The sequence below is a fragment of the Sphingomonas sp. genome (genome assembly GCF_030145815.1).
In the GTDB taxonomy this organism is placed as follows: domain Bacteria; phylum Pseudomonadota; class Alphaproteobacteria; order Sphingomonadales; family Sphingomonadaceae; genus Sphingomonas.
In genome coordinates this window covers 50106-64837 of the sequence record NZ_JAIXHL010000026.1, presented here as the reverse complement: position 1 = coordinate 64837, position 14732 = coordinate 50106, and the positions used below count along the sequence as shown (strand labels likewise).

The following is a 14732-nucleotide window of genomic DNA, read 5'->3' as shown; positions in this document are numbered from 1 at the left end:
CACGATCTCAACTTCACGTAGCTTGCCGATAATCTCTTCCGGCTTGTGCTTCTTGCTCGGCATTCAATGTCCCTTTCGTGGTCCAGACTATCATAGCCTCTGGGCCACTCAGCAGGGGGCAGATCACACCTCTGATGTCTCTGATGGGGCTGCGTACGCGGTCTCCGCCAAAGCCATGACGTAACCCCAAACGCTACTAACGATCAGGCTTGCTTGCCATTGGCCAATTTCCCCGGAGAACGTTAGCTTCACCAACGCTATAGCGCCAAATATTGTCGCGCACTTTTCGGGGGCTTCCATGACCGCTTGGAAGGGTCTGACGATCAGTTGAGCGGGACGGCCTGCGGCTTTCAGCCGAGACACGCTACGCCGGTTGATTACCACAAGTAGTGCCGTCGCTGCTATGCATGCCAGCCCAACCCAAGCCGCAACTATTCCCCAGCCTGTGAAGCCGCCAAATGATCGCAAATAGTCCGTCAGCAGCAAAGCAACGATGATACCCGGCAACAGCCCTATACAACCCCACTTCCAGTCTTTCGCCATGCGCCCTCCCGGTTCTCCATCGCGTGCCTACCACGACTCCGTGCAATCGTAAGCTTCCGCTGAGGGGGCGTTACCTGACAGGCAGCTCTCCTCGCGAACATCAGTTGACCCGGGCGGCGCCACGATACCGGCGATCTTGAGAGAACGGGACCTGACCCTACCGCTGGCTGGGCAGGATTTACGCGCCTCAATCCTCGAACGGCTCGGCCACGCAATGCCGGCCGCGCAGAAACGCATCGGCGACGAGGCGGAAGGGGGCGATGTCGAGGTCGCTTGCGCCCGCCGCGATCAGCCGCGCGAACTGGGCGTAGAGCGCGGGATATTCGCGGTCCGCGCCAGCGCGCGTACCGTCGGGCAGGGTCAGATCGGCCCCACCGCGTGCCAGATGCAGCGTGCCGCCATCGGTCTCGATCTCGATGTCCCAGCTTTGCGGGCCGGTCTGGCGGAAGTCGAAATCCGCCGCGATCGCCGCGCCGCAGCCGGTTTCCAGCGTCAGCCGCGCGGCGATCGGCGCGTGGCGGTTGCTCGGCACCTCCAGTTCGGCATCGCGCAGCAGCGGCGCGCCGGGCAGAATCTCCGTCACGATCGACAGCGCGTTGATCCCCGGATCGAACACGCCAAGGCCACCCGGCTGCCAGATCCAGTGCTGGCCGGGGTGCCAGACGCGGACATCCTCGCGCCAGGTGATCGTGCCGCGCGTGATGGTGCGCTCCGCCAGCCATGCGCGCGCCTCCGCCACCCCGGCGGCACAGCGCGAATGCCAGGCGGCGAACACCGTGACCTTGGCCTCCTCCGCCAGTGCGGCGAGCGCTGCGGCCTCGGTCAGGCTGGCGGCGGGCGGCTTTTCGAGCAGGACGTGCAGCCCGTGGCGGAGCGCGGTCGCAGCGACGCGGTGGCGCACCTGCGGCGGGGTGCAGACCGCAACCGCGTCGATCGCGATGCCGCTGGCCAGCAATGCCTCAATACTGTCGAAGCCGGGGACACCGCCGAGCACCGCGCCATCGGCGCTCGCGGTCGCGACCAAAGTGAAGTCCGGATCAGCGGCGATCGCGGGCAGATGCTGGTCGTGCGCGATCTTGCCAAGCCCGACCAGCGCGATGCGGGTCGTCACAGCGCGCGCACCGTCACCGCCTCAGGCTCCGCGCGCACCAGCGGGTTGCGCAGCGGCAGCGTGAACGGTGCCGCCTCGATCTCGAAAACGTCCCCCGGTTGCGTCGCAATGCCATCGCTGAACGACAAGGTCGCGGTGCCGAAGAAATGGACATGGATGTCGCCGGGCCGCCGGAATGCGGCGTATTTGAAGTGGTGATGCTCCAGATTTGCGATGCTGTGCGACATATTGGCCTCGCCCGACAGGAACGGCTTTTCCCACAGCGCCGCGCCATCGCGCACGATCCGGCTGGACCCGCGTACATCGGCGGGCAGGTCGCCGACCAGCAGCTCCGGCCCCAGCGCGGCGGGTCGCAGCTTCGAATGCGCGAGCCAGAGGTAATTATGCCGCTCGGTCACATGGTCGCTGAATTCATTGGCGAGGCAGAAGCCGATGCGGTGCGGCGTGCCGTCGGGGCCGATCAGGTAGATGCCGGCCAGCTCCGGCTCCTCGCCGCCGTCCTGCGCGAAGGCGGGCATGGTCAGCGCCACGCCGGTGCCGACCAGATGCGCACCATCGCCCTTGTAGAACCATTCCGGCTGCTGCCCGACCCCGCCGGGCGCAGGCTTGCCGCCCTCCAACCCTTCAAGGAACATGCGCATGGAGTCGGTCAGCTTCTCACCTGAAGCGGCGGCGCGGTGCATCTTGTCGCGTCCCTCCGCCGATCCGAGATGGGTGAGACCGGTGCCGGTCACCACAACATGCGCGGGGTCGACATGGTCAATCGGGGCAAGCAATTCCCCCGCCGCCGCCGCCGCCGCAAGGTTGACTGCCTCGTCATAGCCTGCGTCCTCGACCAGCACGGCGAGGCCGATGCCGCGCGCGATCGCCGCAGCAGCCATCGTGCGGACGTCGCTGAACCCCCGGACGAACCACGCTCCGCCATCGGTCGCGACGATCACCCGGCGCGCGCCATCGGGCGCACGGTGTTGAAGCAGACGAACCATCGAACCTCTCCCTTTCGATCCGAATTAGTCCGACATAAAATAAAATGGAAGTTCGCATGTCGCATTGCGGGCGCGATTTTTGGCGCGTAGGCAATCGGCCCGTGACGAGAGGCGTGAGGGTGAAGCAGGAAGAGCCGACCGAACCCGGCGAGCAGAAGCGCGAACGCAGCACCGGTCGCCGGTTGCGTGGCGCGGTCGCGCATTATCTCGGCCGTGCGATCGTCAGCGGCGCGATCCCGCCCGGGGAGCGACTGACCGGCGAGGTCGCCAATGCCGAGGCGCTCGACGTGTCGCGCAGCGCCTATCGCGAGGCGATTCAGGTGCTCGCCGCCAAGGGGCTGGTCGAAAGCCGGACCAAGGCGGGGACACGCGTGTTGCCGCGCAGCCGGTGGAATTTGCTCGACCCCGATATCGTCGCCTGGGCCTTTTCGGGCGAGCCCGATCCCGGCTTCATCCGCGACCTGTTTGAATTGCGCGCTATCGTCGAGCCGGCGGCGGCGCGGCTCGCGGCCCAACGTCGCGACAAAGATGACATCGCCGCGCTGAAGGCCGCGCTGGTCGGCATGCGGCGGCACACGCTGGCGACCGAGGCGGGGCGTGACGCCGACCGTGCGTTTCACGATGCGTTGCTACAGGCGACGCACAATGACGCGCTGATCACGCTCAGCGCCAGCATCGGCGCGGCGGTCAACTGGACCACACGCTTCAAACAGCGGACCAAGGCGCTGCCGCGCGACCCGGTGCCGGATCACGCGCGGGTCAGCGATGCGGTCATCGCGGGCGATGCGGACGCGGCGGAAGCGGCGATGCGCGCGCTGGTCGATCTGGCGTTCGAAGATACGCGCGCGGTGCTCGCTGAGCCTTAAAACTCTTCGGTATCGATCTCCGCCTGCGTCGCCGCCGGATAGCGCGGCCCGGCAATCGCGTCCGGCGCGAAGATGCGGTCGAGTTCGGCCAGCACGTCACCCGGCAGCGGTTCGAACGGCGCCGCGAAATTCTCGGCAAGGTGCGTAGGGGAGGTGGTGCCGGGGATGGCGACGATATGCTCGCCCTGAGCAAACACCCATTGCAGGCAGAGCTGCGCCGGAGTGATGCCCCGACCGTCGGCGATGCGGCGCAGTGCGTGGAGCAGGTCGAGGTTGCGGGCGAAATTCTCCGGACTGAAGCGCGGCATCATCCGCCGAATATCGCGTTCTTCCAGTGCGTCGGGCGAGGCGAGGGCACCGGCGAGGAAGCCGCGCGCGACCGGCGAGAAGGCGACCAGCGTCGTGCCCAGTTCCGCGCATGCGGCGAGCACCCCCAGCTCGACATTGCGCGACCACAGCGAATATTCATTCTGCACCGCCGCGATCGGATGCACCGCATGCGCGCGGCGCAGCGTGGCGGCAGACACTTCGCTCAGGCCAATCGCGCCAATCTTGCCGGCCGCGACCAGCCGCGCGAGTTCGCCGACCGATTCCTCGATCGGCACCGTCTTGTCCCAGCGATGGAGGTAATAAAGGTCGACGCGGTCGGTGCGCAGCCGGGTCAGCGACTGGTCGATCGTGGCGCGGAGCGTCTCCGGCCGTCCGTCGATCACGCGCTTCCCATCCACGCCGGTCATCCCGCATTTCGACGCGAGGAAATATTCGTCGCGGCGATGCGCGACCGCTTCGCCGATCAGCGCCTCATTCGCGCCGAACCCGTACAGTGCAGCGGTATCGAGATGGTCGTAGCCAAGGTCGAGCGCCTGATTGAGCAGCCGGATCGCATCCTCCCGCGCGGGCGGCGTTCCGTAAGCATGGCTCAGCGACATGCAGCCGAGCCCGACCGGGTTGACGGTGGAGGAGGCGAGGCGGCGTTTCATGGGGTTCTCCGCTTGGGTGTCGGCATCCCAGTGGCGCGCGTCGGACATCGTGGCAAGCCTTCGCGCGCGTCCCGCACGGTCGCGCCCCAATCCGACGGATAAACCCGTCGGCCAGATTGACGAAGTGACTGAAATCGTGCTCACGCTCAGCTTATGTCAGGGGAACAGGAACAGGTCGGCGCGCTCGGGCCGCTGGTCGGCTATCATCTGCGGCGCGCCTTCGGTGCCTTTGCGGCGGATTTCGCGGCGGCGATGGAGGGGACCGGGATGCGCCAGGTGCTGGTGGGCATTCTGGCGGTGGTGTCGAGCAATCCTGGCATCAATCAGGGCGCGGTCGGCCGCCTGCTCGGGATCAAGCGCGCCAATATGGTAGCGCTGATCAACGAACTGGTCGACCTGAAGCTGATCGCGCGCGTCGTCGATCCAGCCGACCGCCGCGCCTTTTCGCTGACGCTCACCGATGCTGGACGCGCGATGCTGACCAACTGCCTGGCGCGGATCGAGGCGCATGAGCGCGAGATGCTCGCCGGATTGAGTGAGGCGGAGCGCGCAACGTTGCTCGACCTGCTCGGCCGCATCGAACGCCGCGATCCGGCGGCGGGGTAGGTGCCTTGTTCCTCCCCTGCCGCAAACGGGAGGGGGGCTCAGTCGGCGAGGATCAGTGCGTCGAGCGCGACCACACCCTCGCCCGTGGGATAGACCACCACCGGATTGAGGTCGATCTCGCGGATCGACGGCGTACCCGCGAGCACCCGGCCGAGGCCCGCGATCAGCCGCGCAACCGCGTCGACATCCAGCGCGGGCGAACCGCGATAGCCGTCGAGCAGCGCGCCCTGTTTGAGCGCACGCAGCTCCGCGACGATTGCGTCATGCGGCAGGTCGTGCGGCAACAGCCGGACATCGTGGAGCAATTCTGCAGTCACCCCGCCGAACCCTGCCAGGATCACCGGCCCCCATTCGGGGTCGTTGCGCGCACCGATGATCAGTTCGACCCCGCGCTTGCCCATCGCCTCGACCTGCGCGCCATCGAGGGCGATCGCTGAATCATAGGCGGCGACATTGGCGAACAGCCGGTCCCACGCCGCATCGAGCGCGGCATCGTCGGCGATGTTGAGGATGACCCCGCCGGCATCGCTCTTGTGGCTGAGCGCGGCGGACTGCGCCTTGATCGCAACCGGATAGCCGACCTTCGCGGCAATCGCCTTGGCCTCGTCTGCGCTCGCCGCGAAACCGCCAGCGGGGAAGGGGATGCCGACCGGCGCAAGCAGCTGCTTGGCGCGATATTCGGGGATCACGCCCGATGGCAGGTCGAGCGCCACCGGCGCGGCATCCGCCGTCGCAAAGTCGCGCTCGGCCAGCTTGCCCTGCTGCCGCAGCGCGCGGAACGCCCGGTCGGGCGAGGGGAAATAGGTCACGCCAATCGACCGCAGCCCGTCGATATATTCGGCGGGCACTTCCGCCCCGTCGTCGATCCCCGCAAAGATCACCGGCTTGTCGGGCTTTAGCGCGGTCACCGCATCAATGATCGCGGGAAACTTGCGCGCGCAGGTCGCCGGGTCGGTCTGGATGATCCCGAACACCAGCGCGGCATAATTGTCATCCGCCAGCAACGGGATCAGCGTGCGGCGATACAGGTCCGGATCGACCAGCGCCTGCGCGGTCAGGTCCATCGGGTTCGACACCGGGATGAAATCCGGGATCGACGCGCGCATCGCTTCGGCCGTCGCGCCGTCCATCGCGGGCAGGTCCAGCCCGATGGCCTCGGCAAGGTCCAGCGTCAGCGCCTTGAACGCGCCGCTCTCGGTCAGCACCGCCGTGCCACCGCGCCGCACCGGCTTGGCGCGCACGGCCAGCTCGACGACGTCGCCCAGCGCCTCAAGGCTATCGACCAGCACCACGCCCGCGCGCTCGACCTTGGCCTTCATCAGCTGCCAGTCGCCCGCCATCGCGCCGGTATGCGTCGCCGCACTCTCCCGCGCCGCGCTCGACGTGCCGGGGTGCAGCAACACGATATGCTTGCCCGCCGCGCGCGCCTTCTCGGCCAGAGCGAGGAAGCGGGCAGGCTTGCGAAACTGCTCGACGATCATCGCGATCGCCGGGGTGGCGGGGTCGTTCAGCAAATGCTCGACATAATCCTCGACGCCCGACGCGGCTTCATTGCCGGTCGACACCGACACGGTGATGCCCAGCCCCTTGGCCATCAATGTCGTGCCCAGCACCACCGCCATCGCGCCCGACTGACTGACGATGCCGACCGCCGGCTTGCCGGTCAGGTCCAGCACCGGTGTTTCGACAAAGGTCAGCGGCACGCCCGCGGCATAGTTCACCATGCCAAGGCAATTCGGCCCCTCGACCACCATGCCATGCGCATGCGCGATCCGTGCGACCTCGGCTTGCGCGGCCAACCCTTCCTCGCCGCCCTCGGCAAAGCCGGCCGAGAAGATGATCGCCGCACCGACGCCGCGCGCCGCCAGCGCCTGCACCGCGCCCAGCACCGCCGGGCCGGGGATCGCCAGCACTGCGGCATCCACTCCGTGCGGCAATTCATCGATCGACTTCAGGCACGGCCGCCCGTCGATCGTGTCGCGCTTCGGATTGATCAGGTGAATGTCGCCCGCATAGCCATGCCGCTCGAGGTTGCGCAGCACCGAATTGCCCAGCGCACCGGGCGTGGGGGAAGCACCCACGATCACGACCGAGCGGGGCGAGAGCAGGCGGGAAAGGTCGGGCATCACTACGCTATCCTAATTCCTCCCCTGAGCTTGTCTCAGGGGAGGGGGACCGCCCGCGAAGCGGGGGGTGGAGGGGCCGCCGCGCAGACGGCGGGTTCGCTGGAGAGGTTTCCGCCGACTGCGTCGGCGGCCCCTCCGTCATCGCTTGCGCGATGCCACCTCCCCCAGCAAGCTGGGGGAGGAATGGGCTCAAGCCTTCACGCGGTCCTTGTCATAGGCGCCCAGACCCGGCTTGTAGCTCTTCTCGTCGATGAACTGCTTGATGCCTTCTTTGCGGCCGTCATTGTCGTAGCTGTTGGCCGCTTCCTGCGCGCGGATCAGATAATCCTCGGCATCGTCATAGCTCATGATCCCGACGCGCCGCACCGCATCCTTGGTCGCCTTCAGCGCCACCGGGTTCTTCTTGAGCAGCACATTCGCCACTTCGGTCACGCGCTCCTTGAGCGACGCGAGCGGGAGCGATTCATTGACCAGCCCCCAATCGGCGGCAGTCTTGCCGTCGATATTTTCGCCCATCATCGCATGGTACATCGCCTTGCGGAACGGCAGCAGCTCGGTCGCCACTTTGGTCGCGCCGCCACCGGGCAGGATGCCCCAGTTGATCTCGCTCAGCCCAAACTGCGCCTCGTCCGCCGCAAAGGCGAGGTCGCAGGCGAACAGCGGGCCATAGGCGCCGCCAAAGCACCAGCCATTGACCATCGCGATCGTCGGCTTCTGGTACCAGCGCAGGCGCCGCCACCAGCCATAGGCCTCGCGCTGCACCCGCCGCGTCGCGCCCAGCCCCTGCGCCTCGGTCTCGCGGAAATATTCCTTGAGGTCCATGCCGGCGCAGAACGCCTCACCCTCACCGGTCAGCACCAGCACGCCGACATCGTCGCGGAATTCGAGCGCGTCGAGCACCTCCATCATGTCGCGGTTCAGCGTCGGGCTTTGCGCGTTGCGCTTCTCCGGGCGGTTATATTTGACCCAGGCGATGCCGTTTTCGATCGTGTAGGCGACGACGCCGTTGGTGCTGAGTTCGGTCATACTTCTTCCTTCAAGTCTGCCCCCGTCATCCCAGCGAAAGCTGGGATCTCGTGCCGCGAGCGATCGGCTGATGGCTTGAGACCCCAGCGTTCGCTGGGGTGACGACATGGTGGTTAAATCGGATAATGGCCCGGCTGGGTCTCGATCGTGATCCAGCGCAGCTCGGTGAAGCTGTCGATGCCAGCCTTGCCGCCGAACCGGCCATAGCCCGACGCCTTGACCCCGCCGAACGGCATCTGCGCCTCGTCATGCACGGTCGGGCCGTTGACGTGGCAGATGCCCGACTTGATCTGCTTTGCGACGTTCAGGCCACGCGCGGTGTCGCGGGTGAACACCGATGCCGACAGGCCATATTCGGTGTCGTTGGCCAGTTCGATCGCATGCGCTTCGTCGCGCGCGCGGATCACGCCGACAACCGGGCCAAAGCTCTCGTCGCGGAACAGCTTCATGTCCGGCGTCACCTTGTCGATAACATGCGCGGGCATCAGCACGCCGTTCGCTTCGCCGCCATTCACCTGCACCGCACCATGCGAAACCGCGTCGGCGATCAGCTCCTTGCAGTGATCGACGGTCTTCTGGTCGACCACCGCGCCCAGCGGCGTCTTGCCCTCGCGCGGGTCGCCGACCGCCATCGTCCCGACCTTCGCCGCGAACTTCTCGACGAACGCATCGGCGACGCTGTCGACGACGATGATCCGCTCGGTCGACATGCAGATCTGGCCCTGGTTCATGAATGCGCCAAACGCCGCAGCCTTCACCGCTTCGTCGAGATCGGCGTCCTCCAGCACGATCAGCGGTGCCTTGCCGCCGAGTTCCAGCAGCACGGGCTTCAGATGCTCCGCAGCGCGCTTGGCGATGATCCGGCCGACCGCGGTCGATCCGGTGAAGTTGATGCGGCGCACATGCGGGTTGTCGATCAGCGCGCCGACGATCTCCGGCGCATCGGCCGGAGCGTTGGTAACGATGCTGACCGCACCCTTGGGCAGCGCCTCGTCGAACGCCTCGGCGATCAGGCTATGCGTGCGCGGGCATTGCTCGCTCGCCTTGAGCACCACGGTATTGCCGCATGCCAGCGGCACCGCGACCGCGCGCACGCCCAGGATGATCGGCGCGTTCCACGGCGCGATGCCCAGCATCACCCCGACCGGCTCGCGCAGCGCCATGGCGATGCAGCCCGGCTTATCGGACGGGATCACTTCGCCACCGATCTGCGTCGTCAGCGCCGCAGCCTCACGCACCATGCCGACCGCGAGCATCAGGTTGAACCGCGCCCAACCTTCGGTCGCGCCGATCTCGCCCATCATCGCATCGACGAACTGGTCGGCTTTCGCAGCAAGCGCTTCAGCCGCTTTGCTCAGCGCCGCGCGGCGGGCATTGGGGCCGAGTGCCGACCAGGCCGGGAAGGCAGCGGCAGCGGCCTCAACGGCGGCATCGGCATCGGCGACGCTGAACGCTTTCGCCTCGGTCGCGACGGCGCCGGTCACCGGGTTCAGACGGGTAAAGGTTACGCCGGGAGCCGGCGGTGCGATCGTAGCCATGAACCTCTCCTTTATATTGTTATGCTATATAACCTAAAAATTGTCCGTGCAAGCGGGTAGATCGACGATCTGGTGTGCTGGGACGTCGGTCGAAAGCGTCAGGATGCGCTCGGCCTGCGCCCGTGCGGAGACGGCATCGATCGCCTGTGCGGCATGGGCGGCGCAGTCGACGAACTTGGCGATTAACGCCGCGTCATCCATTGGCCGATCGGGATGTCCCGCCGCCTGCATTACGCGGCGGGTTAGGGTGGTGCCGTCGTCGAAGGTGACCGTCAGCGACCCGCTCGCCGCTTCGCTCCGGCCCCAAGCGGGATTGCGCTGCTCGACCACCTTGTGCGCTAGCGCGCGGGTGGCGGGGTCGGCGATCCGCTCCGCCGTGAAGCTGTCGAGTGTCACCGCCCCGTCGATCAATGCTTCGGCGACGGTGTAGGGGATCGAGAATTTGGCCTCGATCGCGCGGGTTGGTTCGGCCTTCGCCGGCTGTGGGCGGATCAGCATTTCCTGGATCGGCCCGGTCTCCGCCTCGATCCGCACCACGCGCGCCGGATCGACCCGCTCGCGCAGCACCAGCGCCGCCTCGATATAGGGATGCGTACCGCGGCATGCGGGCCAGGGCTTGAAGCTCACCTGATCGCCGAGGAACGTTGCGCCCAAGCCATCGAGCAGCGCGTCGCGCGGCGCACCCCCGCCATAGATTGCGAAGAACCCCGCACGTCCCTCCAGCGGCTCGGCAAAGGCGGTCGCGCCCGCTTCGGCCAGCAACGCCGCTTCCACGGCCGCCCGCGCCACCAGCCCCTCGCGCACCCCCCGGATCGGCGAGGTCGCGTCATATTTGATCTCGCTCGGGAAACCGCCCTGCAACAGCGCCAGACCCATCGCATGGCGGATGCCATCGGCATTGAGCCCGACGAAGCGCGCGCACGCAGCCGCCGTCGCGATCAGATTGACGAGTGGCGGCGGATACCAGCCGCCGTCCTCATAGGGTCGCGGCGCAGCGATCGACAGCCGACAGGCAAGATCGCTCCCTGCCGCCATTGCGACCAGAAACTCCCCGAACGTCAGCTCTGGCCGCGCATCCGCCAGCGCCAGCAGGGCAGGGACCAGCGCCGCATTGGGATGCGCAGGCCCGGCATCGAACGTGTCCCCGAAATCGAGCTGATGCGCGAGCGCACCGTTCGCCAGGGCGGCCAGCGCTGGCGTGCTCGACCCGCCAAATCCGATCAGCCGCGACGGGCCGGGAACCGCTAGCGCGTGGCGGCGATAGGGCGCTGCATCCTCACCCAGCCCGGTCGCTCCTAGCGTCACCCCGATCGCATCGAGCAACGCCCGCCGCGTCGCGTGGCGCGTCGCATCGGGCAGCGCGTCGTGCTTCAGTTGCGCGAAATGCACCGCGATGGTCGCCGAAATAGCTTTATCACAAAACATTCTATGCAAACGCTTTCATCGGCTTTATCGGAAACGCAAGCAAAAAGAGGAGAGGGCGATGCGGACGGGCGCGATTGCGGCGGTGACGATGCTGGCGATGACGCTGCCGGGGGCGGCGCGACAGGAGCAGACGCTGCCGGGTGGTGCCAGATGGTCGGCGGAGGTTCCAGCCAACTGGAACGGCACCCTGTTGCTCTATAGCCGTGGCTACTCCCCCAGCGCGGGCAACCCCGATCCCGCCCCCAAACAGCATCGCCAGGCACTGCTCGACGCCGGCTACGCCATTGCCGGGTCGGACTATGGCAGCGGCGGCTGGGCGCTCGAACAGGCGGTTCCCGCCCAGCGCGCCGCCATCGCCGCCTTCGCTGCAAAGCACGGCAAGCCGAACCGCGTCATCGCCTGGGGCAGCTCGATGGGCGGCCTCGTCAGCACGGCGCTGGCCGAGGCAAAGGGCAGCGGGATCGACGGCGCCGCCCCGATGTGCGCGTCGATCGGCGGGTCGCTCGGCATGATGAACATGGCGCTCGACGGCGCCTACGCCTTCCGCACCCTGATCGCCCCCGACTCAGGCATTCGCGTCACCGGCATCGACGACGACCGCGTCAACGGCAAGCGCGTCGCCGATGCGCTCGCCGAGGCGTCCAAGACCCCGCAGGGCCGCGCGCGCATCGCTCTCGCCGGCGTCCTCGCCGGCATCCCCAACTGGACCAGCCGCGACAAGCCCCGGCCCGCCGCCACCGACTATGCCGCGCAAGCCGCAGAGATCGCCAAATCCTTCGTCATGGGCGTCTATCTCCCGCGCACCGATCAGGAGGCGCGCGCGGGCGGTAATTTCAGCTGGAACACCGGTATCGACTATCGCGCACAGCTCGCAAAATCGGGCCGCCGAGCGATGGTCGAGGCGCTCTACCGTCAAGCCGGGCTCAAGCTCGACGCCGATCTCGCCATCCTCGACGCCGGCCAGCGCATCGCCGCCGATCCCAAGGCGGTCGCCTATATGCGCGCCCACTACACGCCGAACGCGCGCCCGCTGGTGCCACTGGTCGCGGTCCAGACCATCGGCGACGGCCTGACCGCCCCGGCGATGCAGCGCGGCTATGCGCAAGCCGCGCGTGGCGATGTGAAGAGCCTCTACGTCAACGCGGCGGGTCATTGCACCTTCGACACCGCGACGGTGCTGGCGACGATCCGCTATCTCGATACGCGCATCGCGACGGGCAAATGGCCGCAGACCCCCGCCGCCTTCGTCCCGCACCAGCCCGCCCCAATGCTGCGCCCGTGCTGGCGCGGGGGGAACTGTCGGTGACCTGAATGATCCTCCCCCCGCAAGGGGGAGGTGTCGCTGAAAGCGACGGAGGGGGAGGGCGGCTGTGTGCTAGAGCCTCTTGCCGACGTGCTTCCGCCCCCTCCGTCAGCTACGCTGCCACCTCCCCCTGGCGGGGGAGGATTGTAAGCCTTCTCAAATCCCCTTGCGCGCGATCTTCCACTTCGGGTCCTTGCACAGTCCGCAATCCGCCCCGGTGAACAGCTTCCCCGCCTCGGCATCGCCGCGTAGCTGCCAGTTCAGCCACGCCACCGAGAAGCGCCCGACATCGCCGCCATTCTCCTCGCGGAACGTGCCGCCATGGCCGACATCGCCGTCGATCAGCGCGACCGGGATATGGGTGATCCGGGCATAATCGTCGCTGCCATTGGGCCACGCCACATCGCCCTTTCCGCCCAGCACATAGAGGGTCGGGGTGTGCAGCGCCTTCAGCATCGCCTTGTCCACAGTCATGCCGCTGATCGACTGTTTGCCGTCATTGAACACGCCGCTGTTGTGGACCAGCACGGTCTTGATGCGCTTTTCCGCACCCGCCTGGATCGCTTGCAGCCCCCCGCAGCTATGCCCGGCGACGGCGACCTGCGCCGGATCGATCAGCCCCTTGTAGCGGCTACCGGTGCGGCCATTTTCCGCAAGCGCCCAGTCGAGCCCCTTGAGCACGTCCTGCGCGCTGGTCGGGGGCGGGGGGAGCTGACCCGTGACCGGATCGACGCCGCGCGGCGCGGCATCGGCGGGGCGGGGCAGAGCGCCCGGTCCGCTGTAAATCTTGCCCGGCGCGATCACCAGATAACCATAGGACGCAATCTGCGCGAGGTGATGCCGCGCGCTCGCGCCGTCGGCCGCGCATCCGCCATTGCCCCAGATCACTACGCCCAATTTCTTGCCGCCCAGCTTGGACAGATCGGCCGGGCGATAAACGGTGTGGTCGGGAATGCCGGGATCGGCCTCCTTGATCGCGGCATAGGGTCCGGTGCCGACCGAATCGGGACGCTTGGCGTCTGCGGCGCGCATTTCGGCAAAGCGGCGGGCGGCTTCGGGATCGGGCTGCGGGGCCGTCTGCGCCAGTGCGGTGCCACCCAGCAGCGCCAGTCCAAACGCCATCATCCCGATCCGCATCGTCACTCTCCCAATGTTGTTATGCGAGAAAACTAACTTGGCAAATCGCCGATGCAAGCCCTTTCATGCGCTCTCACGCGCGATCACCCGAAAGCCGACATCGATGCGCCGCTCAATCTCTTGCCCCGCCGCCCGCGCGCGCAGCACCCGCATCACCTCCCGCGCGATGCGGGCCCCATCGACATCCATCGACGTGATGGTCGGGCGCATGTCGCCCGCGAGCCGCAAATTGCCAAAGCCGGTCACTGCCAGCTGGTCCGGCACGCGAATGCCCGCCGCCTGTGCCTCGACAATCAGTCCCTGGGCAATCCAGTCCGATCCGCACACCACGACATCGGGCTGCTCGGCAAGGTCGCTCAAGCCGCGATAGGCCAGCCGCCCCTGGCCAAAGTGACTGGGAACATTGACTTCCAGCCGAGTCGGCGCGGCCCCGCCGTCATGCACCCAGCGCGTCGCAAATCCGTCCGCGCGCCGCTCCGACCGGGTCGATCGCGGGACGACCAGATGCGGGCGGCGATAGCCGCGCTGGCGCAGAAACCGCGCCATTTCCTCACCCGCCGCGCGGTGGGAAAAGCCGACGGCGACATCGATCGGATCGTCGGGCAGCCCCCAGGTTTCGATCACCGTCGTTCCGGCCGAACGCAGCCGCTGGCGCATCTCTTCGTCCGACACGATGCCGGTCAGGATGATCGCATCGACTCGCCGCCCCAACGCCATGTTGATCTCGCGCGTCAGCCGGTGATTGTCGGCACCGGTCAGCGCGAGCATGACGCTGTTGCCGTCGCTCGACAGCTCGTCGATCATCGCTTCGACGGTGTCGTTGAAGATCGATTGCGCGATGTCGGGGACCAGCGCCGCGATCAGGCGGCTGCGGCTGCCGGCCAGTGCGGTGGCCGCCAGGTTCTGGACATAGCCTGTCTTCTCAATGGCTTCGCGAATGCGCGCGCCCGTCGCTGCGGCCACCACTTCCGGGCTGTTGAGATAACGCGAGACGGTCGCCGCCGACACGCCTGCCATTGCCGCCACATCATCTAATCGCGGATTTCGTCCTGCCATGCGGCATTTCCTACACAGCACGGCACAAA

13 protein-coding genes are annotated in these 14732 nt (G+C 67.2%); 3 read left to right on the top strand and 10 right to left on the bottom strand.

The features are described from left to right. Window positions 1–123 precede the first annotated feature (123 nt). The 3 genes from KYX69_RS19065 to araD1 all read right to left on the bottom strand — a co-directional run bounded on the left by KYX69_RS19065 (window position 124) and on the right by araD1 (window position 2640). Complete coding sequence (locus KYX69_RS19065) at window positions 124–543, bottom strand: hypothetical protein (protein ID WP_300500283.1); 420 nt, start codon at window positions 541–543, stop codon at window positions 124–126. Between the two features lie 187 nt (window positions 544–730). Beyond that, window positions 731–1654, bottom strand: coding sequence for a Gfo/Idh/MocA family oxidoreductase (locus tag KYX69_RS19060; protein WP_300500280.1), 924 nt, complete (start codon window positions 1652–1654; stop codon window positions 731–733). After that, window positions 1651–2640: an AraD1 family protein gene (gene araD1, locus KYX69_RS19055; RefSeq protein WP_300500278.1), complete on the bottom strand. Its 990-nt coding sequence runs from the start codon at window positions 2638–2640 to the stop codon at window positions 1651–1653. Before araD1 ends, KYX69_RS19060 begins: the two co-directional genes overlap by 4 nt. A gap of 119 nt (window positions 2641–2759) precedes the next feature. Between araD1 and KYX69_RS19050 the strand changes: the two genes are divergently transcribed. Beyond that, entirely contained in the window at window positions 2760–3506 is a 747-nt protein-coding gene (locus KYX69_RS19050) for a FadR/GntR family transcriptional regulator (protein ID WP_300500275.1), read from the top strand. Here KYX69_RS19050 and KYX69_RS19045 read toward each other — a convergent pair. Beyond that, the gene (locus KYX69_RS19045) at window positions 3503–4486 is read right to left on the bottom strand and encodes an aldo/keto reductase (RefSeq protein WP_300500272.1); all 984 of its coding nucleotides are present in this window, start codon (window positions 4484–4486) and stop codon (window positions 3503–3505) included. The two genes, KYX69_RS19050 and KYX69_RS19045, sit on opposite strands and share 4 nt — an antisense overlap. Window positions 4487–4639: 153 nt before the next feature. On the opposite strand from KYX69_RS19045, the gene KYX69_RS19040 reads away from it, so the two are divergent. Continuing rightward, window positions 4640–5092 (top strand): MarR family transcriptional regulator, encoded by a 453-nt coding sequence (locus KYX69_RS19040; protein ID WP_300500269.1) that lies wholly within the window; start codon window positions 4640–4642, stop codon window positions 5090–5092. A gap of 38 nt (window positions 5093–5130) precedes the next feature. On the opposite strand, the gene KYX69_RS19035 is transcribed toward KYX69_RS19040, so the two are convergent. From KYX69_RS19035 to KYX69_RS19020, 4 genes are all read right to left on the bottom strand, one after another. Further along, the gene (locus KYX69_RS19035; RefSeq protein ID WP_300500266.1) at window positions 5131–7218 is read right to left on the bottom strand and encodes an acetate--CoA ligase family protein; all 2088 of its coding nucleotides are present in this window, start codon (window positions 7216–7218) and stop codon (window positions 5131–5133) included. A 189-nt stretch (window positions 7219–7407) separates the two neighbouring features. After that, the gene (locus tag KYX69_RS19030) at window positions 7408–8244 is read right to left on the bottom strand and encodes a p-hydroxycinnamoyl CoA hydratase/lyase (protein WP_300500263.1); all 837 of its coding nucleotides are present in this window, start codon (window positions 8242–8244) and stop codon (window positions 7408–7410) included. Window positions 8245–8357: 113 nt separating this feature from the next. Further along, window positions 8358–9782, bottom strand: coding sequence for an aldehyde dehydrogenase (locus KYX69_RS19025; protein WP_300500261.1), 1425 nt, complete (start codon window positions 9780–9782; stop codon window positions 8358–8360). 33 nt (window positions 9783–9815) lie between these two features. Further along, entirely contained in the window at window positions 9816–11207 is a 1392-nt protein-coding gene (locus KYX69_RS19020) for an MmgE/PrpD family protein (RefSeq protein ID WP_300500258.1), read from the bottom strand. 58 nt (window positions 11208–11265) lie between these two features. On the opposite strand from KYX69_RS19020, the gene KYX69_RS19015 reads away from it, so the two are divergent. After that, window positions 11266–12513 carry an alpha/beta hydrolase gene (locus KYX69_RS19015; protein WP_300500255.1) on the top strand — a complete coding sequence of 416 codons (1248 nt, stop codon included), beginning with the start codon at window positions 11266–11268 and terminating at the stop codon, window positions 12511–12513. A gap of 153 nt (window positions 12514–12666) precedes the next feature. On the opposite strand, the gene KYX69_RS19010 is transcribed toward KYX69_RS19015, so the two are convergent. Together KYX69_RS19010 and KYX69_RS19005 are read right to left on the bottom strand one after the other, a co-directional pair. Beyond that, entirely contained in the window at window positions 12667–13647 is a 981-nt protein-coding gene (locus KYX69_RS19010; RefSeq protein ID WP_300500252.1) for a hypothetical protein, read from the bottom strand. 63 nt (window positions 13648–13710) lie between these two features. After that, window positions 13711–14703 (bottom strand): LacI family DNA-binding transcriptional regulator, encoded by a 993-nt coding sequence (locus KYX69_RS19005; RefSeq protein WP_300500249.1) that lies wholly within the window; start codon window positions 14701–14703, stop codon window positions 13711–13713. Between the last annotated feature and the right edge of the window lie 29 nt (window positions 14704–14732).

Excerpts from the sequence above, each read along its gene's own strand:
- KYX69_RS19065 (WP_300500283.1), bottom strand. The coding sequence starts at position 543 with ATGGCGAAAGACTGGAAGTGGGGTTGTATAGGGCTGTTGCCGGGTATC.
- araD1 (WP_300500278.1), bottom strand. The coding sequence starts at position 2,640 with ATGGTTCGTCTGCTTCAACACCGTGCGCCCGATGGCGCGCGCCGGGTG.
- KYX69_RS19045 (WP_300500272.1), bottom strand. The coding sequence starts at position 4,486 with ATGAAACGCCGCCTCGCCTCCTCCACCGTCAACCCGGTCGGGCTCGGC.
- KYX69_RS19040 (WP_300500269.1), top strand. The coding sequence starts at position 4,640 with ATGTCAGGGGAACAGGAACAGGTCGGCGCGCTCGGGCCGCTGGTCGGC.
- KYX69_RS19035 (WP_300500266.1), bottom strand. The coding sequence starts at position 7,218 with ATGCCCGACCTTTCCCGCCTGCTCTCGCCCCGCTCGGTCGTGATCGTG.
- KYX69_RS19030 (WP_300500263.1), bottom strand. The coding sequence starts at position 8,244 with ATGACCGAACTCAGCACCAACGGCGTCGTCGCCTACACGATCGAAAAC.
- KYX69_RS19025 (WP_300500261.1), bottom strand. The coding sequence starts at position 9,782 with ATGGCTACGATCGCACCGCCGGCTCCCGGCGTAACCTTTACCCGTCTG.
- KYX69_RS19020 (WP_300500258.1), bottom strand. The coding sequence starts at position 11,207 with ATGTTTTGTGATAAAGCTATTTCGGCGACCATCGCGGTGCATTTCGCG.
- KYX69_RS19015 (WP_300500255.1), top strand. The coding sequence starts at position 11,266 with ATGCGGACGGGCGCGATTGCGGCGGTGACGATGCTGGCGATGACGCTG.
- KYX69_RS19010 (WP_300500252.1), bottom strand. The coding sequence starts at position 13,647 with ATGCGGATCGGGATGATGGCGTTTGGACTGGCGCTGCTGGGTGGCACC.
- KYX69_RS19005 (WP_300500249.1), bottom strand. The coding sequence starts at position 14,703 with ATGGCAGGACGAAATCCGCGATTAGATGATGTGGCGGCAATGGCAGGC.